At 64.5% G+C, this 26,962-nt stretch carries 24 protein-coding genes; 18 read left to right on the top strand and 6 right to left on the bottom strand.

Annotated elements, in window-relative coordinates; translation table 11 throughout:
* Positions 1-220 precede the first annotated feature (220 nt).
* Positions 221-1,657, bottom strand: a complete 1,437-nt coding sequence (locus tag YUU_RS0105765) for a glutamine synthetase family protein (protein ID WP_027521537.1) — start codon at positions 1,655-1,657, stop codon at positions 221-223.
* A gap of 211 nt (positions 1,658-1,868) precedes the next feature.
* On the bottom strand, positions 1,869-3,227 hold the full coding sequence (locus YUU_RS0105760; protein ID WP_027521536.1) for an aromatic ring-hydroxylating dioxygenase subunit alpha: 1,359 nt from the start codon (positions 3,225-3,227) through the stop codon (positions 1,869-1,871).
* A 111-nt stretch (positions 3,228-3,338) separates the two neighbouring features.
* Here YUU_RS0105760 and YUU_RS0105755 point away from each other — a divergent pair, with 111 nt between their 5' ends.
* From YUU_RS0105755 to YUU_RS0105745, 3 genes are all read left to right on the top strand, one after another.
* Positions 3,339-4,124: an IclR family transcriptional regulator C-terminal domain-containing protein gene (locus YUU_RS0105755; RefSeq protein ID WP_027521535.1), complete on the top strand. Its 786-nt coding sequence runs from the start codon at positions 3,339-3,341 to the stop codon at positions 4,122-4,124.
* A gap of 145 nt (positions 4,125-4,269) precedes the next feature.
* Complete coding sequence (locus tag YUU_RS0105750; RefSeq protein WP_027521534.1) at positions 4,270-4,599, top strand: PRC-barrel domain-containing protein; 330 nt, start codon at positions 4,270-4,272, stop codon at positions 4,597-4,599.
* A 235-nt stretch (positions 4,600-4,834) separates the two neighbouring features.
* Positions 4,835-5,965, top strand: coding sequence for a glycoside hydrolase family 172 protein (locus YUU_RS0105745; RefSeq protein WP_027521533.1), 1,131 nt, complete (start codon positions 4,835-4,837; stop codon positions 5,963-5,965).
* Positions 5,966-6,153: 188 nt separating this feature from the next.
* On the opposite strand, the gene YUU_RS0105740 is transcribed toward YUU_RS0105745, so the two are convergent.
* Positions 6,154-7,062, bottom strand: coding sequence for a helix-turn-helix transcriptional regulator (locus YUU_RS0105740; RefSeq protein ID WP_027521532.1), 909 nt, complete (start codon positions 7,060-7,062; stop codon positions 6,154-6,156).
* A 122-nt stretch (positions 7,063-7,184) separates the two neighbouring features.
* Here YUU_RS0105740 and YUU_RS0105735 point away from each other — a divergent pair, with 122 nt between their 5' ends.
* The 5 genes from YUU_RS0105735 (at position 7,185) to boxB (ending at position 13,623) form a co-directional block, all read left to right on the top strand.
* On the top strand, positions 7,185-8,726 hold the full coding sequence (locus YUU_RS0105735; protein WP_027521531.1) for a benzoate-CoA ligase family protein: 1,542 nt from the start codon (positions 7,185-7,187) through the stop codon (positions 8,724-8,726).
* Positions 8,727-8,856: 130 nt separating this feature from the next.
* Entirely contained in the window at positions 8,857-9,675 is an 819-nt protein-coding gene (locus YUU_RS0105730; protein ID WP_198031700.1) for an alpha/beta fold hydrolase, read from the top strand.
* Between the two features lie 21 nt (positions 9,676-9,696).
* Complete coding sequence (locus tag YUU_RS0105725) at positions 9,697-10,218, top strand: DUF309 domain-containing protein (RefSeq protein ID WP_027521529.1); 522 nt, start codon at positions 9,697-9,699, stop codon at positions 10,216-10,218.
* Positions 10,219-10,337: 119 nt separating this feature from the next.
* A complete protein-coding gene (gene boxC / locus YUU_RS0105720) occupies positions 10,338-12,026 on the top strand; it encodes a 2,3-epoxybenzoyl-CoA dihydrolase (RefSeq protein WP_027521528.1) in 1,689 nt (562 codons plus the stop codon).
* Between the two features lie 145 nt (positions 12,027-12,171).
* A complete protein-coding gene (gene boxB / locus YUU_RS0105715) occupies positions 12,172-13,623 on the top strand; it encodes a benzoyl-CoA 2,3-epoxidase subunit BoxB (RefSeq protein WP_027521527.1) in 1,452 nt (483 codons plus the stop codon).
* A 216-nt stretch (positions 13,624-13,839) separates the two neighbouring features.
* On the opposite strand, the gene YUU_RS0105710 is transcribed toward boxB, so the two are convergent.
* Together YUU_RS0105710 and YUU_RS0105705 are read right to left on the bottom strand one after the other, a co-directional pair.
* The gene (locus YUU_RS0105710; protein ID WP_027521526.1) at positions 13,840-14,649 is read right to left on the bottom strand and encodes an SDR family oxidoreductase; all 810 of its coding nucleotides are present in this window, start codon (positions 14,647-14,649) and stop codon (positions 13,840-13,842) included.
* A gap of 123 nt (positions 14,650-14,772) precedes the next feature.
* Positions 14,773-15,831 carry a polysaccharide deacetylase family protein gene (locus tag YUU_RS0105705; protein WP_027521525.1) on the bottom strand — a complete coding sequence of 353 codons (1,059 nt, stop codon included), beginning with the start codon at positions 15,829-15,831 and terminating at the stop codon, positions 14,773-14,775.
* A gap of 164 nt (positions 15,832-15,995) precedes the next feature.
* On the opposite strand from YUU_RS0105705, the gene YUU_RS0105700 reads away from it, so the two are divergent.
* From YUU_RS0105700 to phoB, 10 genes are all read left to right on the top strand, one after another.
* Positions 15,996-17,390, top strand: a complete 1,395-nt coding sequence (locus YUU_RS0105700; RefSeq protein WP_027521524.1) for an OmpA family protein — start codon at positions 15,996-15,998, stop codon at positions 17,388-17,390.
* A 1-nt stretch (position 17,391) separates the two neighbouring features.
* Entirely contained in the window at positions 17,392-17,688 is a 297-nt protein-coding gene (locus YUU_RS0105695) for a hypothetical protein (protein ID WP_027521523.1), read from the top strand.
* Positions 17,689-18,162: 474 nt separating this feature from the next.
* Positions 18,163-19,218 carry a lysylphosphatidylglycerol synthase domain-containing protein gene (locus YUU_RS0105690; protein ID WP_027521522.1) on the top strand — a complete coding sequence of 352 codons (1,056 nt, stop codon included), beginning with the start codon at positions 18,163-18,165 and terminating at the stop codon, positions 19,216-19,218.
* Positions 19,219-19,252: 34 nt separating this feature from the next.
* The gene (locus tag YUU_RS0105685; protein ID WP_027521521.1) at positions 19,253-20,551 is read left to right on the top strand and encodes an ATP-binding protein; all 1,299 of its coding nucleotides are present in this window, start codon (positions 19,253-19,255) and stop codon (positions 20,549-20,551) included.
* A 142-nt stretch (positions 20,552-20,693) separates the two neighbouring features.
* Positions 20,694-21,704, top strand: a complete 1,011-nt coding sequence (gene pstS / locus YUU_RS0105680; protein WP_027521520.1) for a phosphate ABC transporter substrate-binding protein PstS — start codon at positions 20,694-20,696, stop codon at positions 21,702-21,704.
* Positions 21,705-21,874: 170 nt separating this feature from the next.
* Positions 21,875-22,864, top strand: a complete 990-nt coding sequence (gene pstC / locus YUU_RS0105675) for a phosphate ABC transporter permease subunit PstC (RefSeq protein ID WP_027521519.1) — start codon at positions 21,875-21,877, stop codon at positions 22,862-22,864.
* 4 nt (positions 22,865-22,868) lie between these two features.
* Complete coding sequence (pstA, locus tag YUU_RS0105670; RefSeq protein WP_027521518.1) at positions 22,869-23,714, top strand: phosphate ABC transporter permease PstA; 846 nt, start codon at positions 22,869-22,871, stop codon at positions 23,712-23,714.
* Positions 23,711-24,529, top strand: coding sequence for a phosphate ABC transporter ATP-binding protein PstB (gene pstB / locus YUU_RS0105665; RefSeq protein ID WP_027521517.1), 819 nt, complete (start codon positions 23,711-23,713; stop codon positions 24,527-24,529). The genes pstA and pstB overlap by 4 nt, the downstream gene beginning before the upstream one ends.
* An 11-nt stretch (positions 24,530-24,540) precedes the next feature.
* On the top strand, positions 24,541-25,257 hold the full coding sequence (phoU, locus tag YUU_RS0105660; protein WP_027521516.1) for a phosphate signaling complex protein PhoU: 717 nt from the start codon (positions 24,541-24,543) through the stop codon (positions 25,255-25,257).
* Positions 25,258-25,271: 14 nt separating this feature from the next.
* The gene (gene phoB / locus YUU_RS0105655; RefSeq protein WP_027521515.1) at positions 25,272-25,979 is read left to right on the top strand and encodes a phosphate regulon transcriptional regulator PhoB; all 708 of its coding nucleotides are present in this window, start codon (positions 25,272-25,274) and stop codon (positions 25,977-25,979) included.
* An 82-nt stretch (positions 25,980-26,061) separates the two neighbouring features.
* Here phoB and YUU_RS0105650 read toward each other — a convergent pair whose 3' ends face one another.
* Complete coding sequence (locus YUU_RS0105650) at positions 26,062-26,574, bottom strand: GcrA family cell cycle regulator (RefSeq protein ID WP_027521514.1); 513 nt, start codon at positions 26,572-26,574, stop codon at positions 26,062-26,064.
* Positions 26,575-26,962: the final 388 nt, after the last annotated feature.

The raw sequence follows: 26,962 nt of genomic DNA, 5'->3' as shown, positions 1-26,962 counted from the left end.
CGGAAAATGGCTTCGTCCGGCGGCGACGTGATGTCGTCGGAACAGGCGGGACGAAGTCGCCTCACGGCGGTGTGAGATGTGCGGGCCGTCATTCCGGGGCGGTCCGGGAGGACCGAACCTCCGAGCGCAATTGCGCTTCGGGGAATCTCGAGATTCTCAGGTGCGCAAGTGCGCACCATGGCTCGATGCTGACGCATCGCCCCGGAATGACGTCCTAAAACTAGAACATCTCGAAATATTCGCGATGCTCCCAGTCGGTCACCTCGGCCAGGAAGCGGTCGATCTCGGCATTCTTGATGTGGGTGTAGTAGTCGACGAACTCGGCGCCCAGCTTCTCGCGGAAGAACGGGTCGTCCTTCAGCGCGCCGACGGCATCGCGCAGGGATTTTGGCAGTAGCGGCGCCTTGGTCTCGTAGGGCGCGTCGGCCGACGGGCCGGGATCGAGCTTGCGATCGACACCGTCCAGCCCCGAGAGGATTTGCGAAGCCATGTAGAGATAGGGATTGGCGGCGGGCTCGCCGATGCGGTTCTCCAGGCGCGTCGCCGGATCGTTTGTACCGCCGAGCACGCGGATCATCACGCCGCGATTGTCGCGGCCCCAGATCGCGCGGTCCGGCGCCAGCGAATAGGAGCGGTAGCGCTTGTAGCCGTTGATAGTCGGTGTCGTGAATACAGCCGAGGCGCGGGCGTGATCGAGCAGGCCTGCCAACCAGGCGCGGCCGAATTCGCTCAGCGGCTGACCGGCTTCCTGCGCCATGAACAGATTCTCAGCCGTCGCGCGCGAGACGATCGACTGGTGCAGATGCCAGCCGCTCGCGAATACGTTCGGCAGTTTTGGCCGGCACATGAAGGTGGCGTGATAGCCGTGACGGCGCGCGATCTGCTTCACGGCGGAGCGGAACAGCACCATGTTGTCGGCGGGCTCGATGCCCTTCCGCGGCTGGAAAGTAAATTCACACTGGCTCGGTCCGAACTCGACCTCGACGGAGCGCAGGGGAAGCCCGAGCGCGACGATGTCGCGGCGCAGCATTTCCAGCACCGGCTCCATCTGATCGAAGCGCTGCTCGGTGAGGTACTGATAGCCGTGGCTGAGCAGGCTCACCGACGGCGGCGTGCCGGGCTGGCCGGCGTCTTCGGCGCGCATATGCGCGTCGTCGAGCCTGAAGATGTGGAATTCGACTTCGAGGCCGGCGACGAAATCATGGCCGCGCGCGCCGAGCTCGTCGAGCACGCGCCGGTAAAGGTTGCGCGTCGCGAACGGCACCGGCCGTCCGTCATTGAAGTAGAGGTCGCACAGCAGCCAGCCCGTGGTCGGCGCCCAGGGCAGGACGCGGAATGTCGTGGGATCGGCGACCATAAGCACGTCGGCCGCGCCCTCCATCTCCTTCATGCCGAAGCCGCCGCCTGATGTGAACACGGGAAACACCGTGCGGTGCGATGTGTCCTTGGCGAGCATGGTCGTGGTGATGGAGCAGCCGCTCTCCAGCGACGCGATGGCCTCCGATGCGATGATGGTCTTGCCGCGCAAAATACCGTGCTGGTCGGGGAAGGCGAGGCGGACGACCTCGAGGTTCTTCTCCTCGACGAGCCGCCGCACGCGCAGCGCCGCGTCCTTCTGCTCGGCCGACCAAAGCCCATGACGCGCGACGAAACTCACTTGGGTAGTTCCTTCTCGCTCGGTGAGAATATAACCCACGCTGTCATCGTCCGCCTTGTGCGCAATTTGCGCACTGGGGCGACGATCCAGTATTCCAGAGACGGTACGCGTCCACGAGAGGCCGCGGCGTACTGGATGCCCCGCCTTCGCGGGGCATCACAGCGGAGAATGGGGAGCCGCCGTCGCGACCTGCTGGCACCGAACGGCATTATCACTCCGCCGCCGTCAGCCGGTGCACGTTATCGGCAATGTCCTTCGGCACCGGTGCCATCCAGGGCGCGCCGCGCCTCCGCTTGACGTCGACTTCCATCCAGTAGGTCTCCCAGCCCTGGGTCGGGCCGATTCCGTCCATGGTCGCCGGCCCCTGGATGCTGCGTGCGTTGCTGTCGTCGAGATGCAGCATCGGCTTCTCGCCGCCCAAGACCTTCTCGATCTCCTGCCGGAGCAGGCGGCGAAATTGCACGATCGCCTTGTCGCTCTGCCCGAGATGCTCCTTGGTGCGGTCCTGGATCGCGCCCATGGATTCCACCGCCCACTGGTCGTGGACGTTGATGTCGGTGCCCATGCCGGTATAGGTCACGGTCTGCTGCTCGTGCGGATCAAAGCCGTAGTCGTTGGCCTTGTTCTTGCGGGAGATGTAATCCGGCAGCTCGTAGAGCTCGAGCCGCTGGTCGCGCATCTTTTGCTTGTCGACCGGGTTGGTGTAGCTGGTGAAGATCGCGTACCAGTAGCAGTTCTCGTCATCGACCGGCACGTGCCACTGCGTGATCGTCATCTCCGTGCTCATGGGAATGACGAAGCCGTGCGGGAAGAGCTGGTTGGTGACGCGCACATGTGTGCGCTCCTCGTCGATCTCGCGCAGCGCGATCAGCCGCAGACCATATTCGGTGTGCTCGACATTGATGATGGGACGGTCGTATTCGCGCAGGATTTTCGTCATCGGCAGGTCGGAGCCGGCGGATGCGCCGCGGAACTGCTTGCCGTAGGCGGTCGAGGTGTCCTCGTCCTCGAAGAAGCGGTGCAGATAGGAGGCGTGCGCGGGATCGATGCCGACTTCCAGCGCCTGGAGCCAGTTGCAGGCCATGTGGCCCTTGAACGCAAAAGTGTGCGTGCCCGGCGCGACAAAACAGTCGAGCTCCGGAAAGGCCGGCGGTTCACCCTCGCCGAGAAAGGCCCAGAGGATGCCGCTCTTCTCCACCACGGGATAGGAGCGCTGGCGGATGTTCTGGCAGAGCTTTGAATCCCTCGGTTCGGCCGGCGTCTCGATGCACTGCCCCGTCGCGTCGAACAGCCAGCCATGGAAGGCGCAGCGCAATCCGCCATTCTCGAGCCGTCCGAAGGTGAGGTCGGCACCGCGATGCGCGCAGTGGCGGTCGATCAGGCCGTAGCGGCCGCTCTCGTCGCGGAACAGCACCAGGTTCTCGCCGAGCAATTTGACGGGCCGTACCGGTCGCGCGCCCTCCAGCTCGTCCACCAGCGCCGCCGGCTGCCAGTAGCTCCGCATCAGTCTGCCGCAGGGATCCTTCGGCCCGGTGCGGGTGATCAGGTCGTTCTGCTCCTGGCTCATCATGGCGGTCGCGTCCCTTTTGCTCGGAGTGGCGTTGTTCGCCTATTGAACGAATGGGCGAATTATGACATGCGTTGGTTTGGCAGCAAGCAATATTTTGCAGGCGCGGAGCGGATGCCCAAGCTGAAGCGGAACGAGACGGAGGAGCGAGCGACGGATTTCGTCGAGAGCCTCGATCGCGGCCTGCGGCTGCTCCAGACCTTCGGCGCGACCGCCGGCCCTATGACGCTGAGCGATCTTGCTCGCGCCGCCGAGCTGCCGCGCGCCACCGCACGGCGCATCCTGTTCACGTTGCAGCGCGGCGGTTTTGTCGCGAGCGACGGCAAGCTGTTCTCGCTGACGCCGCACGTGCTGACGCTGGCGGCGTCGTATTTGCGCTCCAACCAGCTCGTCGCCGTGCTGCAGCCGTTGCTCGACCGCGTCGCAACCGTGGCGCAAGAGATCTCCTCCCTCGCCGTGCTCGACGGCGATGACGTCGCGTTCATCGCGCGCGGCAGTCCCATGCGGGTGTTCTCCGGCGGGCTCGAGATCGGCTACCGGCTGCCGGCGTTTTGCACCTCGGTCGGCCGCGCCATGCTCGGACAGTTCGACGACGCGGCGCTCGCCGCCCGCCTGAAGAAGATGAAGCGCGAGGCGCTGACGGCGCAGACCGTGACCGATCCGAAGCTGCTCCTTGCGCAGATCGCCGCCGATCGGGCGCAGGGTTTTTCGCTGGTCGATCGCGAAGCCGAGCCGCATTTCCGCTCGATCTCCGTGCCTGTCCGCCGCTACGACGACACCATCGTTGCCGCCATCAACATGGGCGCCCATGTCGATCGCGTGCCGACGCAGGAGCTGATCGACCGCTTCCTGCCGCTGCTGCGCGAGGGCGCGGAGTCGGTGCGCTTGCAGTTGCTGTAGCTGCGTAGGGTGGGTTAGCGAAGCGTAACCCACCGCTTCTCTCTCCGTGGGACGTAAAGAGGTTGGTTACGCTGACGCTAACCCGCCCTACATTTCCGTCGCCTGTGCTATAGTGCGCGCAACGCAAGAACCCAGGGAGCACGCCATGCACACCATGGTTCCCAGTGATCGCGTTGAGCATGTCGCCGTCTTCGGGCGCGACGGCACGAAGCTCGGCACGATCGAGCGGCTGATGCTCGACAAGCTGAGCGGTACGGTCGCCTATGCCGTGATCAAGACCGGCGGGCTGCTCGGCACCCACCATCACTATCCCCTCCAGTGGAGCGCGTTGAAATACGACCCGCACCGCCAGGCCTTCCAGGTCGAGGTGACGCTGGACGAGCTCAGCGCCGGCCCGTGCGAGTTCGACGGCGAGGAGTTCGACTGGGGCGACCGCTCGCGAGCCTACCAGCATCCGAACTACTGGTCGGTGTAGCGACATGTGTAGGGTGGGTTGGCCAACGGGTCCGCGCGAAGCGCGGCCCGATGACAGGCTCCGCGTAACCCACCGCTTTTCTCACAGCGCGGACAGCAAAGAGGTGGGTTACGCTTCGCTAACCCACTCTACAATCTGCGGCGCGAATGCGCCGACGATGCTCGCTCGCAGTTTGCTGTTGCCGATCCGGCTAGGCTAGTTTCGTGTCTCGACGCACAGCAAGGCGAGAGACACAATGACATTCTCCGGACTAGGCCTCCATCTCGGCAACCTCTCGCGCCTGTCGAACGCGCAGTCGCGCTCGATCAGTCCGGAAAATTTCACCGGCGAGAAAGGCAAGGGCGGCATGGCCGTCGATGGCCCGGCGGCACCTCAGGCGCGTGACCTCGGACGAGGCTGGAAGATCTCACCTTACGTCGTCATCGAGCCCGGCGCGACCTTTACGCTCGCCGACATCGAAGGCGCGGGCGCGATCCAGCAGATCTGGATGACGATTTCGCGCGGCCGTCTGCGCCGTTCCATCCTGCGCATCTATTGGGATGACCAAGCGCTGCCCAGCGTCGAATGTCCGATCGGCGATTTCTTTGCCTGTGGCTGGGAGGAATTTGCGCAGGTGTCCTCGCTCGCCGTCTGCGTCAATCCGGGCCGCGGCTTCAATTGCTATTGGGAAATGCCGTTCCGCAAGCGCGCGCGGGTCACGCTGGAGAATCGCAACGAGGAAGCGCAGACCATCTACTACCAGATCAACTACACGCTGACGGACGTGCCGGAAGATTGCGCCTATTTTCATGCCCAGTTCCGCCGCAGCAATCCGGTACCGTACAAGGAGGTCCACACGCTGCTCGATGGCATCACCGGCCACGGCCACTACATCGGCACCTACATGGCCTGGGGCTCGAACAACAATGGCTGGTGGGGCGAGGGCGAGATAAAATTCTTCATCGACGGCGACGGCGAGTTTCCGACCATCTGCGGCACCGGCACCGAGGATTATTTTGGCGGCGCCTACAATTTCGATCCGCGCGTGCCGTGGCAGCTCGCCAATCCCGGCGCGAGCGGCGGGCCGGCCTCGCGCTATCTCGAATTCACCACGCCCTATGCCGGCCTGCCTCAGGTGATCCGCCCCGACGGTGTCTACAAGTCGCAGCAGCGCTTTGGCCTATACCGCTGGCACATCCCTGACCCCGTGCGCTTCCAGAGCGATCTGCGCGTGACGATCCAGGCGCTCGGCTGGCGCTCCGGCGTAAAGGAGCCGAAATACCTGCCCCTGCAGGACGACGTCGCATCAGTCGCGTTCTGGTACCAGACGCTGCCGACGGCGCGGTTTCCGGAATTGCCGGCCGCGGATTATCTCGAGGTGGACTGAACCTGTGCTTCCTCGATGTCGTCCTGGCGAAAGCCAGGACCCATACCGCGGAATCTATCGATTGGGGACGGTAGGAGTACCGAACGACGAATCTTCGCCAAACCACTTCCTGGGCTAATGGGTCCTGGCTTTCGCCAGGACGACGATGAGGAGATGGCGGGAATTACGTCGCCGGCGCCGCCGCGCGCCTACAACGCCACGCTGCGCAGCCCAAACGACCGCGCTTCGTTCTGGAGCACAGGCCGCACCGCATCGATCAGCCGTGCGGCGGCCGCATCGACTGACAGCCCCGCGGTATCCACCACCGCAGTCGCCCGCGAATAGAGCGGCTCGCGGCTCACCAATATGTTGCGCAGCTCCGTCATCGCCGAGCGGTCGTCCGCCATCGGCCGCAGGTCGCCCTGGCGGCGCACCCGGGCCATGTGCTCCTCCGGCTCGGCCTTCAGCCAGATCGTGTAGAACGAGGACAGGATCTGGTCGAAGGTCAGCGGCTCCGAGACGATGCCGCCGCCGGTCGCGAGCACCATCAACTCGTGGCGCGCGAGGAGCTGTTGCAGCGCCGCCTGCTCCATGCGGCGAAAGCCTTCCTGGCCGTAGAGCGCGATGATCTCGGCGATCGAAAGCCCGTTCTGCTCCTCGATCGCCTTGTTGAGCTCGACGAAGCTCCAGCCGATCTTTTTCGCCAGGATCTTTCCGAGCGTGGACTTGCCGGCGCCGCGCAGGCCGATCAGCGCGATACCGCAGAACGGCGCGCGCCGCGGCGCCGACGCGCTGCCGCCGGCGAGCAGGTCCTTGGCCTGCGCGATCTGGCCAGGCGTCGCCTTGCGCAGGAGGTCGCGGAACATCTGCCAGTCCGGCACCGGCTCGATCGTCGGCAGGAGGTCTTCCAGATGCGCGCCCATCGCGTTCGACACGCGCCTGAGCAGCACGATCGAGACATTGCCTTTGCCGCTCTCGAGCTGGGCGATGTAGCGTTCGGAAATGCCGGACACCTTGGCGAGCACTTTTCGCGACATGCCGCGCAGCGCGCGCATGGTGCGCACGCGCTGGCCAAGCTGTTCGAGGAATTGGGATTCGGCGTCGGGACTTTCGGTCATTTGCCTTCTTTAGCGGATGTCCGGCGGCGCATTTGTCGGAAACATAATGCCTGATGGCATTGACAGCAAGCCGACGGAGTGTCTTTCTATGAATTATAATTCAAAATTCGGGGGAGAAGTCCGTGAGCGAGGGATCCTACAACGCGGTGACCTGGCTGCTCGACCGTAACGTCGCGGAGGGCAGGGGTAACAAGCTCGTCTTCGACGACACCGTCTCCCGCCTGACCTATGGCGAGCTCCAGAAACAGACGCGCCGCGCAGCCAACATGCTGCGCCGTCTCGGCGTTCGCCGCGAGGAGCGCGTGGCGATGATCATGCTCGACACGATCGATTTTCCGCTTCTGTTTCTGGGCGCGATTCGCGCCGGCATCGTGCCGGTGCCGCTCAACACGCTGCTGACTGCGGAGCAATACGCCTACATCCTCGCCGACTGCCGCGCGCGCGTGCTGTTCGTCTCCGAGGCGCTCTATCCCGTCATCAAGGACATCGTCGGCCGCATGCCGGATCTCGAGCATGTCGTCGTCTCCGGCAACAAGCAGAACGGTCACAAGCAGCTTGCCGAAGAGCTCGCGGGCGAGAGCGATGATTTCGCCACTGCCGCGACGCATCCGGACGAGCCGGCGTTCTGGCTCTATTCGTCCGGTTCGACCGGCATGCCCAAGGGCGTGCGCCATCTGCACTCGAACTTGCAGGCGACCGCGGACACCTATGCCAAGCAGGTGCTCGGCATCCGCGAGGATGACGTGTGTCTGTCGGCCGCAAAACTGTTCTTCGCCTATGGCCTCGGCAATGCGCTGACCTTTCCGATGTCGGTCGGCGCCACCACTGTGCTGAACACCGAGCGGCCGACGCCGGCGCGCATGTTCGAGCTGATGAACAAGTACAACCCGACCATCTTCTATGGCGTGCCGACACTGTTCGCGGCCATGCTCAACGACGAGGCCGGCAAGCAGGAACGCGGCGGCAAGAAGCTTCGCATTTGCACCTCGGCCGGCGAGGCGCTGCCGGAATCCGTCGGCAATAGCTGGAAGGCGCGCTTCGGCGTCGACATCCTCGACGGCGTCGGTTCGACCGAACTGTTGCACATCTTCCTGTCGAATGCGCCCGGCGACATCAAATACGGATCATCCGGCAAGCCGGTGCCGGGCTATGCGGTGCGGCTGGTGAACGAGGCCGGCCAGGACGTGCCTGACGGCGAGGTCGGCGAGCTCCTGGTCGATGCACCCTCGGCCGGTGAAGGCTACTGGAACCAGCGCCACAAGAGCCGCCGCACCTTCGAAGGTCCGTGGACGCGCACCGGCGATAAATATGTCCGCGACGCCGAGGGCCGCTACACCTTCTGCGGACGCTCCGACGACATGTTCAAGGTCTCCGGCATCTGGGTGTCGCCGTTCGAGGTCGAGAGCGCGCTGATCACACACCCGGCCGTGCTGGAAGCCGCCGTCGTGCCCGAGGCCGATCCGGAGGGCCTGTTGAAGCCGAAGGCATTCGTCGTGCTGCGCCCCGGCGCAAAGACCAGCGATCTCCAGGAGATGCTGAAGGAGCACGTCAAGCAGAAGATCGGCCCCTGGAAATATCCGCGCTGGATCGACGTGGTGGAGTCATTGCCGAAGACGGCCACCGGCAAGATCCAGCGCTTCAAGTTGCGCGACGGGGCTAATTGACGAGTTCGTCATTCCGGGGCGATGCGAAGCATCGAACCCGGAATCTCGAGCGGCAAACGACAATCTCGAGATTCCGGATCAGCTCGCGTTGCGAGCAGTCCGGAATGACGGAATGAACGGGAACGACAGCATGACCAACCTCACCCCCACAGGCTTCCTCACCATCGGCGGGGCCAGCCTCGAATACAAATGGCTCGCACCGCGCGCCGCGGATGCGCCCACCATCGTCATGCTGCACGAAGGCCTCGGCTCGGTCGGGCAGTGGGGAGATTTTCCGGAAAAACTGCAAGCGGCGACCGGCGCCGGCATCTTCCTCTATTCCCGCGCCGGCTATGGTCAGTCGAGTCCCGTGACGCTGCCGCGGCCGCTGGACTACATGCATCGCGAGGCGCTGGACGTGCTGCCGAAGCTGCTCGATGCGATCGGCTTCAAGCGCGGCCTGTTGCTCGGCCATTCCGACGGCGCGTCGATCGCAACTATTTACGCCGGTTCACATCAGGACCATCGCCTGCAAGGCATCGCGCTGATCGCACCGCATTTCATCGTCGAGGACATCTCGGTGAAGTCGATCGCCGAGATCAAGACGGTTTACGAGACCACTGATCTAAGAGTGAAACTGGCGCGCTGGCACAAGGATGTCGACAATGCCTTCCGTGGCTGGAACGGCGCCTGGCTCGATCCCAAATTTCGCAACTGGGATATTTCCGAGTACCTTGCCTATATCCGCGTACCGGTCCTCATGGTGCAAGGTGTGGATGACCAGTATGGCACCATGCGACAGGTCGAGATTGCGCAGGAAGAATGTTATTGTCCGGTAGATTTGAAAGTCATTTCAGAGGCGGGGCACGCTCCGCATCGTGAAGCGCCTGGGGCGACGCTTGACGCTATTGCAGAATTTGCCCGGGCGGCCTTGCGCGCCGACCAGGGCCTTGAGGGACATGCCGCATGAATCATCGGAGGCTCCGCTCCGATGACTGCGCGACCATCCGCGGGCGGCTCCTTGCCATGGCCGCAATGGGCCTATGTGCCCGGCGAAACCGACCTCGACGCCGATTGCGAGACGCTCGACATCGCCAAGGCGCTGGTGCCGCCGGCGTTCCGCGGCTATGTCCCGGCACGGCATCCGGCGCTGCGCTATGGGCTCGAGCTCAACGATCGCGGCTACTTCTGGGAATCGCAGGAGATCCTGGAAGCGGTGTGGGCGGCGGCTCCCCAGCGCGGCCGCGAGCGCATCCTGCTCCGCGCCTGCATCTATGTCGCCAACGCGAACTTGCGGCTGCGCATCGTCAGGCCGCATTCGGCCTCGCGCCTGTTCGGCGAGGCTCTGGAGGAACTGGGCGAGCTCCGGACACGCAAGGCGTCCGCCGGCGGGGACGGCTTCGTCGACCGCTTTCCGACCGAGGCGCTGGTTGCTCGTCTCCAAGCCAAACTCGGCCGTCCCCAGCTGTCCAAGGCTGATTGGGTCCCACTCGGGACGATTCCGCGTTCCTGAGCAATCATGAAGCAAAATGCATATATGGTCCGCGGAGGACTAGACGCGCCCAAAAAGATGCATTATTGTGCATATAACGGTTAAAACCAGACGCGCATAATCAAGCTCAAGGGTGGCCCATGGCCGGGGAAGATCGTCGCCTCGCAGGCGGTGCGAAATTCATCGATTTCCAGACCGATCCGTCGCGCTACCGGCACTGGAAGCTCGCGATCGACGGCGACGTTGCGACGCTGACCATGGACGTCGACGAGAATGGCGGCCTGTTCGAGGGCTACCTGCTCAAGCTCAATTCCTACGACCTCGGCGTCGACATCGAGCTCGCGGATGCGATCCAGCGGCTGCGCTTCGAGCACCCGGAAGTGAAGGTCGTGCTGATGCGCTCGGCCAAGAACCGCGTGTTCTGCGCCGGCGCCAACATCCGCATGCTCGCCGGCTCCACCCACGCCCACAAGGTCAACTTCTGCAAGTTCACCAACGAGACCCGCAACGGCATGGAGGACTCCTCGGAGAATTCCGGCCAGCGTTTCATCACCGTCGTGAACGGCTCGGCCGCCGGTGGCGGTTATGAACTCGCGCTCGCAACTGACCACATCATCCTTGCCGATGACGGCTCTTCTGCTGTTGCATTGCCCGAAGTGCCGCTGCTCGCGGTGCTGCCGGGTACCGGCGGGCTCACGCGCGTCGTCGACAAGCGCAAGGTGCGCCGCGACCACGCCGACTTCTTCTGCACCATCGAGGAAGGCGTGAAGGGCAAACGCGCCGTCGCCTGGCGGCTGGTCGACGAGATCGCACCGAACTCGAAGCTGGAAGCGAGGATTGGCGAGCGCGCCAAGGAGTTTGCAGCGTCATCCAAGCGCAAGGGCAGCGGCAAGGGCATTGCGCTCACCCCGCTCAAGCGCATCATCGACGAGACCAGCATCCGCTACGGCTTCGTCAGCGTCGATATCGATCGCACTGCCCGCATCGCCACCATCTCGATCAAGGCGCCGGAGGCTGCACCGCCAGCCGACATCGACGGCATGCTGGCGCAGGGCGCGTCCTTCTGGCCGCTCCAGGTGGCGCGCGAGCTCGATGACGCGATCCTGCACCTGCGCATCAACGAGCTCGAGATCGCGATGCTCGTGTTCAAGAGCCATGGCGAGCGCGCCCATGTGCTTGCGTCCGATGCCTTCCTCGAAGCCAACAAGGCGCACTGGCTGGTCAACGAGATCCGCCACTACTGGAAGCGCGTGCTCAAGCGCATCGATGTCACCTCGCGCACGCTGGTGACGCTGGTCGAGCCCGGCTCCTGCTTCGCCGGCACGCTGGCCGAGCTCGTGTTCGCCGCCGATCGCTCCTACATGCTGATCGGCACGCGCCAGGGCGACAACCGCCCACCGCCCTCGATCGAACTTTCCGCGATGAATTTCGGTCCCTATCCGATGAGTCATGGGCTGACCCGTCTGCAATCGCGATTCCAGGCCGATCCGTCCGATGTGGAGCGCGCGGAAGTCACCGTCGGCACCAGCCTCGACGCCGAGGAGGCCGAGGAGCTCGGCCTCGTCACCTTCGCGCTCGATGACATCGACTGGGATGACGAGGTTCGCGTGTTCCTCGAGGAGCGCGCGAGCTTCTCGCCCGACAGCCTCACCGGCATGGAAGCCAGCCTGCGCTTCGTCGGTCCGGAGACGATGGAGTCAAAAATCTTCGCGCGCCTGACCGCGTGGCAGAACTGGATCTTCCAGCGCCCGAACGCGGTCGGCGAGGAGGGCGCGCTGCGCCGCTACGGCAGCGGCCAGAAGCCGAAATTCGATATGACGCGGGTGTAACTCTCATGTCCCGGGCGCGCCGCGGCACGAAGTGACGCTGCGCAGAACCGGGACCCACGTGGACAAGACAATAGGTCCCGGCTCAGCGGCGCATCGCTTCGCGCTGCACTGCGCCCGGGACATGAGACGGACAAGGAGCACGGCCATGAACATGAACATCATGAACGTCGACTACTCGACCAAGATTCCCAACAACGTGAATCTCGCCGAAGACCGCCAGGTGCTGAAGGCGCTGGAAGGCTGGCATCCCGGCTACATGGACTGGTGGAGCGACATGGGCCCGGACGGCTTCCAGGAATCGCTGGTTTACTTGCGCACCGCTTACTCCGTCGATCCGCGCGGCTGGGCCAAGTTCGACTATGTGCGGATGCCCGACTATCGCTGGGGCATCCTGCTTGCGCCGCAGGAGGAGAACCGCGTCGTGCCGTTCGGCGAGCGCTATGGCGAGCCGGCCTGGCAGGAGGTCCCTGGCGAGCATCGCGCGATGCTGCGCCGCCTGATCGTGATCCAGGGCGACACCGAGCCCGCCTCGGTCGAACAGCAGCGTCACCTCGGCAAGACCGCGCCCTCGCTCTACGACATGCGCAACCTGTTCCAGGTCAATGTCGAGGAAGGCCGTCACCTCTGGGCGATGGTCTATCTGCTGCAGAAATATTTCGGCCGCGACGGCCGCGAGGAGGCGGACGAACTCCTGCGCCGCCGCTCCGGCGATGCGGACGCGCCGCGCATGCTGGGCGCCTTCAACGAGGCGACGCCGGACTGGCTGTCCTTCTTCATGTTCACCTATTTCACCGACCGCGACGGCAAGATGCAGCTGCACTCACTGGCGCAGTCGGGCTTCGATCCGTTGTCGCGCACCTGCCGCTTCATGCTGACCGAAGAAGCGCATCACATGTTCGTCGGCGAGACCGGCATCACCCGCGTGGTGCAGCGGACCTGCGAGGCGATGAGCGAGGCGGGCATCTCCGATCCCACCGACATCGCCAAGGTGCGAGCGCTCGGCGTCATCGACCTGCCGACCATCCAGAAGAAGCTGAACCTGCACTATTCGCTGTCGCTCGACCTGTTCGGCTCGGAGGTGTCGACCAACGCCGCCAACGCGTTCAACGCCGGCATCAAGGGCCGCTACAAGGAAACGTCGATCGAGGACGATCACCAGCTCAAGAGTGCGACCTACCCGGTCATGAAGTTCGTCGACGGCCAGATCAAGATGGTCGACGAGCCCGCGCTGACCGCGCTCAACATGCGGCTGCGCGACGACTACACCCAGGACTGTGTCAAGGGCATGCTGCGCTGGAACAAGGTGATCTCGACGGCCGGCTTTGACTTCAAGCTGACGGTGCCGCACGTTACCTTCCATCGTCACATCGGCGAGTTCAAGGATGTGCACGCGACGCCCGAGGGCATCCTGATCGACGACGCCACCTGGGCCAAGCGCAGGGACGACTGGCTGCCGTCAACAAACGACGGCGATTTCATTGCCTCCCTGATGAAGCCCGTCACCGAGATCGGCCAATTCGCCTCCTGGATCTCGCCGCCGAAAGTCGGCATCGACAACAAGCCCGGCGATTTCGAGTACGTGAAGATCGAGTCGTAAGGGCTCAGTGCCGCGCGGTCAGGGGCTAACACCCTTGCAACATTGAAGCTGTCATCACCCGCGAAAGCGGGTGATCCAGTGCTCCACAGACAGTGACGTATGCCGAGAAGCCGCGGCGTACTGGATGCCCCGGTCTATACATCAAGCCGGGGCATGACAGCGAATATTGGGTGAGCGTACGGCCCGGGCCGTAAGCAGCTTGGTCGAAAACTGCCCTCAGCTATCCCACCCGTCTCCTTTGATCCCCGCATTCGCGTAGACGATGCCGCCGTCGACCGCGATGGTCGCGCCGACCACGTAGTCGCCGGCGCGCGAGGCGAGATAGATCGCCGCACCCGCCATGTCCTCGTCGGTGCCGATCCGGCCCGCGGGCACGCGGGTTGCGACCTCGTCGCCGTGGTCGCGCGCGGCGCGGTTCATGTCCGATTTGAACGGGCCCGGCGCGATCGCCGTGACAACGATGTGATCGGGGATCAGCTTCACCGCCATCCGCCGCGTCAGGTGGATCAGCCCGGCCTTGCTCGCCGCATAAGAATACGTCTCCATCGGATTGACGAAGATGCCGTCGATTGAGGCGATGTTGATCACCTTCGCCGGCCGCCGTGCGGACGCCGCCGCACGCAAGGGGCCGGCGAGCGCCTTGGTCAGGAAGAACGGCGACTTGACGTTCAAATTCATCACCTTGTCCCAGCCGCTCTCCGGGAATTCGTCGAACTCCGCGCCCCAGGCTGCGCCTGCATTGTTGACGAGGATGTCGAGCTTGGGTTCGCGCTTCTTGATCTCGCCTGCCAGCATCTCGACGCCGGCGAGGCTGGAGATGTCGATCGGCAGCGCGATGCATTCGCCGTCATATTGCGCGGACAGCTCGTTCGCAGTCGCTTCGCAGGCCGCCGCCTTGCGCGCCGTGATGTAGACTTTTGCCGCGCCCTGGCTGAGGAAGCCTGCCGCGATCATCTTGCCGATGCCGCGCGACCCGCCGGTGACGAGCGCGATGCGGCCCTTGAGTGAGAACAGATCCGTGAACATGACGCCTCCCTTGGTTGCCGCTCGTTGTGGGCGGGGTGATGGGGGGAGTCAAGGAAGTGCAGCTGCCTGACCCGCGCTCCTTCGGAGCGCTCCTCAGGATGAGGTCGGAGTAACGGGATCAATTTAAGCCGCCGCAAACCGGCGGAAGCCGTTCCACATCGCAGTGGCGGTGCCCGAAGTCAGCACTGGCAGGATGCGGGCGTCCTGGTAATTGCCGTTGAGCGAGACGCGCGGCAGTGCGGTCGGGTGGCCGGCATTCTCGGCGAACAGCATGCCCGGGCGCGTCGTCACGGCGGTCTTGAAGCCGCTCGCCGCGGCCAGCGCGAATTCGCGATTCCCCGCGGCATGCCGGTCGCCATAGGGATAGGCGAAGTGCTGCACGGGGCGGCCGAGCGCGTGTTCGATCCGCACGCGGCTCGCTGCCATCTCCCGCGCGACGATCTCCTCGCTCTGCTTGGCGAGATTGCAATGGGTGATGGTATGGGCGCCGATCGCGACTTGCGGATCCGCAGTCAGCGCCTTCAGCTCGTCCCAGGACAGGCAGAGGTCGCGGCAGAGCGCTGGCATGTCGACATCATACCTCGCGCAGAGCGTGGTGATCTCGCGCTGGAGGTCGTGCTCGCCCGGCAACGCGCGCAGCCAGTCATGCAGGCGGTCGAATGCCGCCTGCTTCGCCGGCGCGGTCGTGGCATCGAGACGCAATGCGGCGTTGCCGATTTGCACCTCGACATGGCTCGCCTTGGCAATGACGGCCTCGAGCGCGATCCACCAGAGACGTCCGGTGCCCTCGGCGAAATCGGTCGCGACATAGATGGTGGAAGGTGCGCCGAATTCGCGCAGCACGGGGAGCGCAAAATCCCGGTTGTCGCGGTAGCCGTCGTCGAGCGTGAAGGCGGCGAAGCGGCGGGTGAACCGGCCCTGCACCAGCCGCTCATGCAATTCGTCCATCGAGACGATGTCGATGTCGTGCGAACGCAGATGGCGCAGCGTGGTGCGCAGGAAGTCCGGCGTGACCTCGAGATGCCGATTGGGCTGAAACGCATCCTCCCGGGGCGGCCGCACATGGTGCAGCATGAAAATCGCGCCGACGCCGGCGAGCAGCGGCCGCAGCAGGTGGTGCGCCCCGCTGAAATAGAGTGCTTCCAGCCCGACGCGGATGACGTTGTTGCGCAGTTGTTTCATTGAAGGCTGGTTGACCCCGGCATTCCACGGTCAACCTAGGGGGGAACCCTTGAAGAAAAAGTTAGTCCGGTTGCTCACCCCAAGCCTTCACAACGCCGCCATTTCCGGTTTGACAGCCCGCCAAGGGTTTGTTTTGTCTCCGGTTCCAGAGTTCGGGTCGTCGAATGCAGAAGCTTTTCAGGTGGGCCAGCAAATGGTGGCCGGGATTGATCCCCTTGGCCGTCATGTGGGGAATTGCGGCCTGGAATAACACCTTGCCGCTGGAGGCCGACCTCTCCGCCCGATCCGCCGCCGCCCTGAAAAATACCGTCCTGGACAAGACCCGGATCGCGGTGGCCGGCCGCGACGTCAGTTTTGCCGCCGAAGCGTTCTCGGAGGAGGGCCGCCGCGACGCCGTCATGGCGGTCGAAACCGTGCCGGGCGTGCGCCTGGTCGACGACCAGACCCGGCTGGTTCCCGAGGCCAAGCCTTTCGTCTGGAATGCGGAACGGGACGTCGTCCGGGTCACGCTGTCCGGCAGCGCGCCGCTGCCGGGGGTCAAGGGCCGGCTGATGGAGGCCGCCCGCAAGGACCTCGGCGGCATCGAGGTCGCCGATCAGATGGGATTGGCGCGCGGCGCGCCGCCGCGCTTCGAGAATGCCGCGATGCTCCTGCTCGACCAGGTCGGCAAGCTCAAGGACGGCAAGATCACGATCTCCGATACCAACGTCAGCCTGTCCGGCATGGCGCGCGAGCTCGGCGGCCGCGAAGCCATTGCGGCGGCGTTGAAGAATTTGCCGGAGGGTTTTTCGGTCGCGACCAACGACATCAAGGCGCCGCCTTACATCTTCCAGGCCTACAAGGATCCGGTCGCGGCCACCGTGACGCTGACCGGCTACGTGCCCGACAACACCATCCACGCGGCCATCGCCACGGCGGCTGGGCGAAAATTCTTCGGCGAGAAGATCGTCGACAATCTCAAGGCCAGTGTCGGCGCGCCTGCTTCGTTCGGCAATTCGGTGGTCGCCGCGCTTGGCGCATTGTCTCGGCTCTCGACCGGCACGCTGGTTGTGACGGATCGCGAGGTCAAGCTGTCGGGCGATGCGCTCTATGAGGGCGCGGCCGCCGATATCCGGGCAGGCCTTGGCAAGGATTTTCCCAAGACCTGGCAGTACAAGCCGGAAATCACGGTGAAGCCTGCCGCAGGTCCGGTCGACGGCACGGTCTGTCAGCAGCTGTTCTCCGAGCTCCTGACCAAGGGCAAGATCCGCTTCGAGCCGAAGCGCGCCACGATCGACCCGGATTCCGCAGGCCTGCTCGATCACCTCATCGAAACGGCGCTGCGCTGCCCGAACGCCATCATCGAGGTCGCCGGCCACACCGATTCCGACGGCGAGGACGCCTTCAACCAGGCGCTGTCGGAGAAGCGCGCCCAGGCCGTGATCGACTATCTGGTCAAGGCGGGCCTTCCTGCCGATCGCTTCACGGCGGTCGGCTATGGCAGCACGCAGCCGGTCGCCGGCAACGATACCGACGAAGGCAAGGCGCAAAACCGCCGCATCGAATTTCTGGTGAGATGACATGTCCTTTCTGCTGTCGTTCCATTGGGGTTGGCTGGTCGGATCGCTGCTGCTCGGGCTGGCGATGGGATGGATCTCGGTGGTCCAGCGCGGTAGCGGCACCTCGAAGGTGCTGGCCCGCTGGCTTGCGGTCCTCGTGGCCGCGTTGGTCGCGGTCTCGCTCGCCCGCGTGGTCCCCGGCCGTTTCGGCTACTGGCTCGACCTCGGCCTTGTCATGTTCGGCTGCTATCTCGTCGGCTGCACCATTGGCGCCTGCCTGCGCAACTGGGTCGTCTCGCGCAGCGCACCCGCGGCCTGAGCTTTGCGCTTGCACCCCTGCCTATCCGCAAGGCGCGTTGACTGTCCCAGTGGCTGCGCCTTGGGCGCCGCACACGGCCACGGCGCTTCGGTGCATGCCAAAACTGCGTCCCGCCTTGCCTTTCCGCCGCCGATCGAAGGCCCGAAGATTGACGCCGGCTTAAGCCGCGGTGGAACATTGCCCCGGGCGAGATCATCAAAACTTCACGGCCCGTACGCAGGATCGCGATAGAGATTCGGCAACGGCCGTCGCGGAAAAGAACCAAACGGTGCAGGGCAAACGCGGATACCCGCCTAAAATATTGAAGAAACGCGTTTTTGTGCTTATTGGCGAATTCCACTCCGGCTCAAAACGCGCTACTGGAGGGGTGGGGGGCAAGCGCGAAGCTGGAGCCGGCGCCAAGGGTTCGCCGACTGCCTGTTCGTTTGCCACTTCGCGGCCGCCACGGCCGCGGAAGCGTAGTTCGAGGTCTAGATGCTGGAAGCCATACGCAGGGCGATGACGTTGCTGCGCCAGAAGCAAATCCTGCATAAGCTTGGCGTCGTGATCAGCGTGACGGTCATCGGCATCGCTTGCTACGTGCTTTACCACATGCTGCGCGGCATCGACTTCAACGAGGTGGTCGAGGCGATCAAGAGCACCGAGCCGAGCCAGATCGCGATGGCGGCGCTGTTCGTGGCCGCCGGCTATTTCACCCTGACCTTCTACGATCTGTTTGCGACGCGCGCGATCGGCCACGCCCACGTTCCCTACCGCATCAATGCGCTCGCCGCCTTCACCAGCTACTCGATCGGTCACAATGTCGGCGCCAGCGTCTTCACCGGCGGCGCGGTGCGCTATCGCATCTACTCGGCCTGGGGCCTCAATGCGATCGACGTCGCCAAGATCTGCTTCCTTGCCGGCCTGACCTTCTGGCTCGGCAACGCCGCGGTGCTCGGCCTCGGGATCAGCTATCACCCCGAAGCCGCGGCCTCGATCGACCAGCTGCCGCCCTGGCTCAACCGGCTGGTCGCGATGGCGATCATCGTCGCGCTGGTCGCCTATGTCGTCTGGGTCTGGACCCAGCCGCGCGTGGTCGGTCGTGGTCCCTGGACGGTGGTGCTGCCGGGCGGGCCGCTGACGCTGCTCCAGATCGCGATCGGCATCGTCGATCTCGGCTTCTGCGCGCTCGCGATGTACGTGCTGGTTCCGGACGAGCCCAATCTCGGCTTCGTCGTGGTCGCGGTGATCTTCGTGTCCGCCACGCTGCTCGGCTTCGCCAGCCACTCTCCCGGCGGGCTCGGCGTGTTCGATGCGGCCATGCTGGTCGGGTTGTGGCAGATGGACCGTGAGGAGCTCCTTGGGGGAATGCTCCTGTTCCGCGTCCTCTATTATCTTTCGCCCTTTGTCATATCTGTAATCTTGCTGACGTTTCGAGAGGTTATTATCGGCGCCCGATCCAAACGCCTGCAACAGGCGGCCCTCAAGCTCGATCCCGGCCCTGCGCGCGAAGCCGCTTATGTGAGAGAGCGCAGCGACAAGAGCGCCTGACCGGCCGACAATTCCTAAGGAGAAGCCTGCCCCGATGGCGATCGACGCCCACCCTTCTCCCTCGGTCCAGCCCTGGTCCGACCGGCTGCGGCATTCTGCGATCATCCTGATCGCAGCGGCGCTGGCGCTGTCGGTGGTGGTCTCGCTCGGGGAATTGTCGGTGACGCGGGCGGTCGCGGTCTTCCTCTGCATCGCGGCCGCGGCGCTGATCCCCTGGCGACTGCACGATACCGCAGCCTCGCGCGACGACGTCCGCCGCATCAACCCGGTCGAAAGCGCAGCGGTAGCCGCGGTGGTCTCGGGCATGCCGGACCCGGCCGTGCTGCTCGACCGCGCCGGGCGCGTCATCCATCTCAATGCCGCCGCAGCCCAGCTTGCGCCGGCGCTGCGCAAGAACGAGCTCGCCCAGTTCGCGTTGCGCTCGCCCGAGATCATCACTGCGCTGCGCGAGGCGATCGCTACATCCGAGCCACGCCGCGCCGATTATCTCGATCACGTTCCGGTCGATCGCTGGATGGAGCTGATCATCACGCCGGTCCCGGTGCCGACCACGTTCGGCGGCGCCGACAAATGCATGTTGATGACCTTCCATGACCAGACGCCGCTGCGCCGGGTCGAGGAGATGCGCGCCGATTTCGTCGCCAATGCCAGCCACGAGCTGCGCACGCCGCTGGCCGCGCTCTCCGGCTTCATCGACACGCTCCAGGGCCAGGCCAAGGACGATCCCAAGGCGCGCGAGCGCTTCCTCGGCATCATGCACACCCAGGCGACGCGCATGGCGCGGCTGATCGACGATCTGCTGTCGCTGTCGCGGGTGGAATTGTCGGCGCATGTGCGGCCCGACACGCTGGTCGATGTCGTGCCGATCATCCGCCAGGTCGCCGACGGGCTCGAACCGCTGGCGCGCGAGCGGCAGGTGGACGTCGAGATCGATCTGCCGGAGACGGCGGTGATGATCGCGGGCGACCGCGAGGAGCTGTTGCGCCTGTTCGAGAACCTGATCGAGAATGCGCTGAAATACGGCGCCTCGGGCGGGCGGGTGATCGTCTCGCTCACCATGGTCACTGCGGCCGACGGCTCGCCGGAGATCCGCGTCATGGTGCGCGACTTCGGGCCCGGGATTGCACCGGAACACCTGCCGCGGCTGACCGAGCGCTTCTATCGGGTTGACGTCGGCGACAGCCGCTCGCAGGGCGGGACGGGCCTCGGATTATCGCTGGTGAAACATATTGTTAACCGGCATCGCGGCCGGCTTTTGATCGAAAGCGTGCTCAAACAGGGCGCCACTTTCACCGCCTGTTTTCCCCAGGCGAAGCCCCCGGCTTCGAGCTGAAATCAAAGTTATTTCAGTAGCTTAAACCTGTCATCCGACTGTCACGAAACCTTCGTAAAAGCACTACCGACCGCTCCTAAAGGGGCGGCGCGGGAGCGCGATCGGGCGCGCATGGCGCTTCGCTCCCCCTATGGAGACCAGCATGAATTTCATCAAAACTATCGTCGCTGCTGGCCTGGTGGCCGCATCGACGTCGGCCTTCGCTGCCGATATCACCGGCGCCGGTGCGACCTTCCCGTTCCCGATCTATTCGAAGTGGGCTGACGCCTACAAGAAGGAGACCGGCAACGGTCTGAACTACCAGTCGATCGGCTCCGGCGGCGGCATCAAGCAGATCCAGGCCAAGACGGTGACCTTCGGCGCGACCGACGCTCCGCTCAAGGCAGAGCAACTCGACAAGGACGGTCTCGCGCAGTGGCCGATGGTCATGGGCGCCATCGTTCCCGTGGTCAACATCGAGGGCGTGAAGGCCGGCGAACTGGTGTTCGACGGCGAGACGCTCGCCAGCGTCTATCTCGGCAAGATCACCAAGTGGGATGATCCGGCCATCAAGAAGCTCAATCCGAACGTGAAGCTGCCCTCCGAGGCGATCACGGTCGTGCGCCGCTCCGACGGTTCGGGCACCACCTTCAACTTCACCAACTACCTCTCCAAGGCCAGCGCGGACTGGAAGAGCAAGGTCGGCGAGGGCACGGCCGTCGAATGGCCGGTCGGCGTCGGCGCCAAGGGCAACGAAGGCGTGTCCGGCAACATCAGCCAGACCAAGAACTCGATCGGCTATGTCGAGTACGCCTATGCCAAGCAGAACAAGCTGACCTACACCGGTCTCGTCAACAAGGCCGGCAAGCCGGTGCAGCCGACCGTCGAGGCGTTCCAGGCGGCCGCGTCCAACGCCGACTGGTCCAAGGCGCCCGGCTATTACGTGATCCTGACCGACCAGCCCGGCGACAAGTCCTGGCCGATCACCGCGGCGACCTTCATCCTCATGCACAAGGATGCGACCGACAAGGCGGCCTCGCAGGAAGCCATCAAGTTCTTCCGCTGGGCCTTCAAGAACGGCGGCAAGGCGGCCGAGGAGCTCGACTACATCCCGATGCCGGACAGCGTCGTCCAGCTGATCGAGAAGACCTGGGCTGCCGAGATCAAGAGCTGAGATGCTTGTGTCCCGGACGCGGTGCGGCATGAAATGCCGCGCCGCTGAGCCGGGACCATCACAACTTCGGCCCCGGATCAGCGTCGCACCGCTTCGCGCTGCGCCGCATCCGGGGCACGAGACCGACAACAGGCGCAACTAAATTGGTGCAGGGGATCGGCGTGGCAGAGATGGCCGTTCAGAGCGATATCGTCGACGACGCCGGACCATATGACCGCGCCAAGGCCTTGAGCGCGTTCAAGCTCGGCGACATGACCTTCTACTGGATCACGCGGCTCAGCGCGATCTCGGTGCTCCTGATCTTAGGGGGCATCATCCTGTCGCTGATCGTCGGCGCCTTCCCGGCGATCAGGGAATACGGCCTTTCGTTCCTGTGGACGCAGCGCTGGGCGCCCTCGGCCGATCCGCCCGTGCTCGGCGCACTCGGGCCGATGTACGGCACGCTCGTTACCTCCTTCATCGCGATGCTGATCGCCATCCCCGTTGGGCTCGGGATTGCGATCTTCCTCACCGAGCTCTGCCCGCAATGGCTGCGCCGCCCGATCGGCATGGCGGTCGAGCTGCTCGCCGGCATTCCCTCGATCATCTACGGCATGTGGGGTTTCTTTGTGCTGGGTCCGTTCCTGGCCAACACATTCCAGCCCTTCATGATCAAGCTGTTCGACGGCGTTCCCGTGCTGGGCGCGATCTTCGCCGGCCCGCCGTCCTATCTCAGCCTGTTCAACGCCTCGCTGATCCTGGCGATCATGGTGCTGCCCTTCATCACCTCGATCTCGGTCGACGTGTTCAAGACCGTGCCGCCGGTCCTGAAGGAAGCCGCCTATGGCGTCGGCTGCACCACCTGGGAGGTCGTGCGCAGCGTGGTGATCCCCTATACGCGTGTCGGCATCATCGGCGGGGTCATGCTGGCACTCGGCCGCGCGCTCGGCGAGACCATGGCGGTGACCTTCATCATCGGCAACTCCTTCCGTATCTCCTCCTCGATCTTCGCGCCGGGCACCACGATCTCAGCGGCGATCGCATCCGAGTTCGCCGAAAGCGACGGCCTGCACCAGTCCGGCCTGATCCTGCTCGGCCTCCTGCTGTTCGTACTCACGTTCTTCGTGCTGGCCGGTGCGCGGCTGATGCTGCTGCGGCTGGAACAGAAGGCGGGGAAGTGACGCCATGAACCCGATCTACGCACGCCGCCGCCGCAAGGACATCGTGATCCGCGGGCTCTGCATCGCAGCCGCCGCCTTCGGTGTGACCTGGCTCGCGCTGATCCTGATCACGCTGCTCTACAACGGCCTCACCGGTCTGAACCTTCAGCTCTTCGTCGCGGACACTCCGCCTCCGGGCTCGACCGAAGGCGGCCTGCGCAATGCCATCATCGGTTCGATCATCATGACCGTGATCGGCGTCGGCATCGGCGCGCCGCTCGGCCTGTTCGCCGGCACCTATCTCGCCGAGTACGGCCGCAACGACAAGCTGACCTCGGTGATCCGCTTCATCAACGACATCCTGCTCAGCGCGCCCTCGATCATCATCGGCCTGTTCATCTATGGCGCGGTGGTGGTGCCGATGCGCGGCTTCTCCGCGATCGCCGGCTCCCTCGCGCTGGCCGTCATCGTGATCCCGGTGGTGCTGCGCACGACCGAGGACATGCTGCTGCTGGTGCCGAACGCGCTGCGCGAAGCGGCCTCCGCGCTCGGCCTGCCGCGCTCGCTGGTGATCAAGCGGATCGCCTACCGCGCGGCGCGCTCCGGCCTCATCACCGGTGTGCTGCTCGCGACCGCCCGCGTTGCCGGTGAGACCGCGCCGCTGCTGTTCACCGCCTTGTCGAACCAGTTCTTCAGCCTCAGCCTGAACAAGACGATGGCGAATCTGCCGGTCACCATCAACAATTTCGTGCAGAGCCCCTACGCCTACTGGAAGCAGCTGGCCTGGAGCGGGGCGCTGCTGATCACCCTGACCGTGCTTGCCCTGAACATTGGCGCGCGCATTCTTGGCGCCGAGAGGACTGCAAAATGAGCGATCTGTCCGTTTCCGTAAGTTCCACCGGACGTCAGGCGTCGCCGACGCTGCCTGAGGCTCCGGCCAAGGTGACGGTGCGCAACCTCAATTTCTATTACGGCGAGCACCACGCGCTGAAGAACATCAACCTGACGCTCGGCACCAACCGCGTTACGGCGTTCATCGGTCCGTCGGGCTGCGGCAAGTCGACCCTGCTGCGCATCTTCAACCGGATGTACGATCTCTATCCGGGCCAGCGCGCCACCGGTCAGCTCATGCTCGACCAGACCAACATCCTCGACACCAAGCTCGACCTCAATCTGCTGCGCGCTCGCGTCGGCATGGTGTTCCAGAAGCCGACGCCGTTCCCGATGACGATCTACGAGAACATCGCCTTCGGCATCCGCCTCTATGAGAAGATCTCCAAGTCCGAGATGGACGACCGGGTCGAGAAGGCGCTGCGCGGCGGCGCGCTGTGGAACGAGGTCAAGGACAAGCTCAACGCCTCCGGCCTGTCGCTCTCCGGCGGCCAGCAGCAGCGTCTCTGTATCGCCCGCACCGTTGCGGTGCGTCCTGAGGTGATCCTGTTCGACGAGCCCTGCTCGGCGCTCGATCCGATCTCGACCGCCAAGGTCGAGGAGCTTATCCAGGAGCTCGCAGAGAACTACACGATCGCGATCGTCACCCACAACATGCAGCAGGCGGCGCGCGTCTCCGACAAGACCGCCTTCATGTATCTTGGCGAGTTGATCGAGTTCGACGAGACCAGCAAGATCTTCACGTCGCCCAGCGACCGGCGCACCCAGGACTACATCACCGGCCGCTTCGGCTGAGGAGACAGGAAATGGCTTCTGAACATACCGCAAAGGCCTTCGACACCGACCTCCAGGAGCTCACGCGGCTCGTTGCGGAGATGGGCGGCCTTGCCGAGCGCATGATCGTCGATTCCGTCGATGCGCTGATCCGCCGTGACGTCGCTCTCGGCCAGCGCGTGGTGGCGACCGACGCCGAGATCGACGCGCTCCAGAAGAAGATCGAGGAGCGCGCCGTGCTCACGATCGCGCGCCGGCAGCCGATGGCGGTCGACCTGCGCGAGATCGTCGGCGCCATGCGCGTTGCGACCGATCTGGAGCGGATCGGCGACCTCGCCAAGAACATGGGCAAGCGCGTCGCCGCGCTGGAGACTGATTTCCATCCGCTGAAGCTGTTCCGCGGCCTGGAACACATGACCGACCTCGTGCAGCAGCAGGTCAAGTCGGTGCTGGACGCCTATGCCGCGCATGACCTGCCGGCTGCGATGATGGTGTGGAAGGGCGACGAGGAGGTCGACGCGATCTGCACCTCGCTGTTCCGCGAGCTCCTCACCTACATGATGGAGGATCCGCGCAACATCTCGTTCTGCATCCATTTGATGTTCTGCGCCAAGAACATCGAGCGGATCGGCGACCATGCGACCAACATCGCCGAGACCGTCTTCTACATGATCGAAGGTCAGGCCATCGCGGACAAGCGGCCGAAGGGCGATATGACGACCTTCGCCACGACCGTGCCGAACACTTAAGGAGCGACGACGCTATGGGCGCACGCATTCTGGTTGTTGAGGACGAGGAAGCGCTGACCGAGTTGTTGCGCTACAACCTCGAAGGCGACGGCTACGATGTCGAGACGGTGATGCGCGGCGACGACGCCGACACCCGCCTCAAGGAGCACATTCCCGACCTGATCGTGCTCGACTGGATGCTGCCGGGACTGTCCGGCATCGAGCTGTGCCGCAGGCTTCGCGCCAGGCCCGAGACCAAGCAGCTGCCGATCATCATGCTCACCGCGCGCGGTGAGGAGAGCGAGCGGGTGCGCGGGCTTGCGACCGGCGCCGACGACTACATCGTCAAGCCGTTCTCGGTGCCCGAATTGCTCGCGCGCGTGAAAGGCCTGCTCCGGCGTGCAAGCCCCGAGCGGCTCGCGACCATACTCGCCTTTGGCGACATCGAGCTCGACCGCGAGAAGCGCCGCGTGGCGCGCTCCGGTCGGCCGATCGACCTCGGCCCGACCGAATATCGCCTCCTGGAGTTCTTCCTGGAGCATCCCGGCCGGGTGTTCTCGCGCGAGCAGCTGCTCGACAGCGTCTGGGGCCGCGACATCTATATCGACGAGCGCACCGTCGACGTCCACATCGGCCGTCTGCGCAAGCTGCTCAATCTCGGTCGCGAGCAGGACCCGATCCGCACCGTCCGTGGCGCCGGCTACGCGCTGGATGATCGTTTCGCGAAGGCGGAGCAGACGTAAAAAAGCGCGCCGGATGGGGTGCTGACGTTTCTCGATCAAGCGTCCCGGCCTTGCACCGGGACGTTGTCGTTTGCGGCTGAACTCAGCGCGTGCCGGGCTTGGCCGGTGCGCGGCGGCGGTCGGCGGCCGGCTGGTAGGCGACGCGCGAGTGCTGTGCGCAGTAGGGCAGGCCCGAGAGCGACTTGCCGCCGCAGAAGAAGAAATCCGGGCTCGAGGGATCGCCGACCGGCCAGTGGCAGGTCGCCTCGTTGAGCTCGAGCAGCGACAGGCGCTGGCTCATCGGAACGACATTGTCATAGGTGATCGGATCGGGCTCGACCTCGACCTCGAAGGCCTGGGCGAGGGCGGTGTTGCCGCGCGAGATCGGGCGGCTCACCCGCATCATGTGCTGCGCCGGGCGCGCCTTGCGCGGCCGGGGAGCCGCCGAGGACGGGCTCTTGGCGCGGCCGGACAGGCCCAGCCGGTGCACCTTGCCGATTACGGCGTTGCGGGTCACATTCCCGAGTTCGGCAGCGATCTGGCTGGCCGAAAGCCCGGCTTCCCAGAGCTTTTTCAATTGCTCGACGCGATCGTCGGACCAGGTCAAAACCGTCATTGCACCCTTCCCCTCGCCGCGCGCCTGCCAATCCCTTGGGGCCGCGTGGCGATGTCTAAGCCTCGAAAAACCCGTGCCGCCAGAATCCCTTAAGGCTCGCCGGGCGCGAAAACGCACCTGAACGCTACGCCGGTACATGAGGACTAAGAGGATCAGAACTGCTGCACGAGATGTCGTATCTGACAGGGGAAACGCTACAATATGGCGTGACTCCCGCGCAAGAGTCTGCGGCTCCGCGTCCACATGTTCCGTCGCTAAAAGAACTCAAAAATGCCACCGCAAGACTACGGGCCGCACGCCTTGCAGGGCCTTCTGGCGGCATTGACAGCGGTTTTTCCAAGCATAAAATGGTGACACGTGCCGCCCTTAAAAGGCGGCACGTTTCGTT

Source organism: Bradyrhizobium sp. Ec3.3 (assembly GCF_000472925.1).
GTDB lineage: Bacteria > Pseudomonadota > Alphaproteobacteria > Rhizobiales > Xanthobacteraceae > Bradyrhizobium.
This window is presented reverse-complemented; position numbering and strand designations above follow the sequence as displayed.

Excerpts from the sequence above, each read along its gene's own strand:
- pstA (WP_027521518.1), top strand. The coding sequence starts at position 22,869 with ATGAACCCGATCTACGCACGCCGCCGCCGCAAGGACATCGTGATCCGC.
- boxC (WP_027521528.1), top strand. The coding sequence starts at position 10,338 with ATGGCCGGGGAAGATCGTCGCCTCGCAGGCGGTGCGAAATTCATCGAT.
- YUU_RS0105705 (WP_027521525.1), bottom strand. The coding sequence starts at position 15,831 with ATGAAACAACTGCGCAACAACGTCATCCGCGTCGGGCTGGAAGCACTC.
- YUU_RS0105740 (WP_027521532.1), bottom strand. The coding sequence starts at position 7,062 with ATGACCGAAAGTCCCGACGCCGAATCCCAATTCCTCGAACAGCTTGGC.
- YUU_RS0105760 (WP_027521536.1), bottom strand. The coding sequence starts at position 3,227 with ATGATGAGCCAGGAGCAGAACGACCTGATCACCCGCACCGGGCCGAAG.
- pstC (WP_027521519.1), top strand. The coding sequence starts at position 21,875 with ATGGCCGTTCAGAGCGATATCGTCGACGACGCCGGACCATATGACCGC.
- phoU (WP_027521516.1), top strand. The coding sequence starts at position 24,541 with ATGGCTTCTGAACATACCGCAAAGGCCTTCGACACCGACCTCCAGGAG.
- YUU_RS0105745 (WP_027521533.1), top strand. The coding sequence starts at position 4,835 with ATGACATTCTCCGGACTAGGCCTCCATCTCGGCAACCTCTCGCGCCTG.
- YUU_RS0105750 (WP_027521534.1), top strand. The coding sequence starts at position 4,270 with ATGCACACCATGGTTCCCAGTGATCGCGTTGAGCATGTCGCCGTCTTC.
- YUU_RS0105690 (WP_027521522.1), top strand. The coding sequence starts at position 18,163 with ATGCTGGAAGCCATACGCAGGGCGATGACGTTGCTGCGCCAGAAGCAA.
- YUU_RS0105755 (WP_027521535.1), top strand. The coding sequence starts at position 3,339 with ATGCCCAAGCTGAAGCGGAACGAGACGGAGGAGCGAGCGACGGATTTC.
- phoB (WP_027521515.1), top strand. The coding sequence starts at position 25,272 with ATGGGCGCACGCATTCTGGTTGTTGAGGACGAGGAAGCGCTGACCGAG.
- YUU_RS0105685 (WP_027521521.1), top strand. The coding sequence starts at position 19,253 with ATGGCGATCGACGCCCACCCTTCTCCCTCGGTCCAGCCCTGGTCCGAC.
- pstS (WP_027521520.1), top strand. The coding sequence starts at position 20,694 with ATGAATTTCATCAAAACTATCGTCGCTGCTGGCCTGGTGGCCGCATCG.
- YUU_RS0105730 (WP_198031700.1), top strand. The coding sequence starts at position 8,857 with ATGACCAACCTCACCCCCACAGGCTTCCTCACCATCGGCGGGGCCAGC.
- YUU_RS0105695 (WP_027521523.1), top strand. The coding sequence starts at position 17,392 with ATGTCCTTTCTGCTGTCGTTCCATTGGGGTTGGCTGGTCGGATCGCTG.
- YUU_RS0105710 (WP_027521526.1), bottom strand. The coding sequence starts at position 14,649 with ATGTTCACGGATCTGTTCTCACTCAAGGGCCGCATCGCGCTCGTCACC.
- YUU_RS0105700 (WP_027521524.1), top strand. The coding sequence starts at position 15,996 with ATGCAGAAGCTTTTCAGGTGGGCCAGCAAATGGTGGCCGGGATTGATC.
- boxB (WP_027521527.1), top strand. The coding sequence starts at position 12,172 with ATGAACATGAACATCATGAACGTCGACTACTCGACCAAGATTCCCAAC.
- pstB (WP_027521517.1), top strand. The coding sequence starts at position 23,711 with ATGAGCGATCTGTCCGTTTCCGTAAGTTCCACCGGACGTCAGGCGTCG.
- YUU_RS0105725 (WP_027521529.1), top strand. The coding sequence starts at position 9,697 with ATGACTGCGCGACCATCCGCGGGCGGCTCCTTGCCATGGCCGCAATGG.
- YUU_RS0105650 (WP_027521514.1), bottom strand. The coding sequence starts at position 26,574 with ATGACGGTTTTGACCTGGTCCGACGATCGCGTCGAGCAATTGAAAAAG.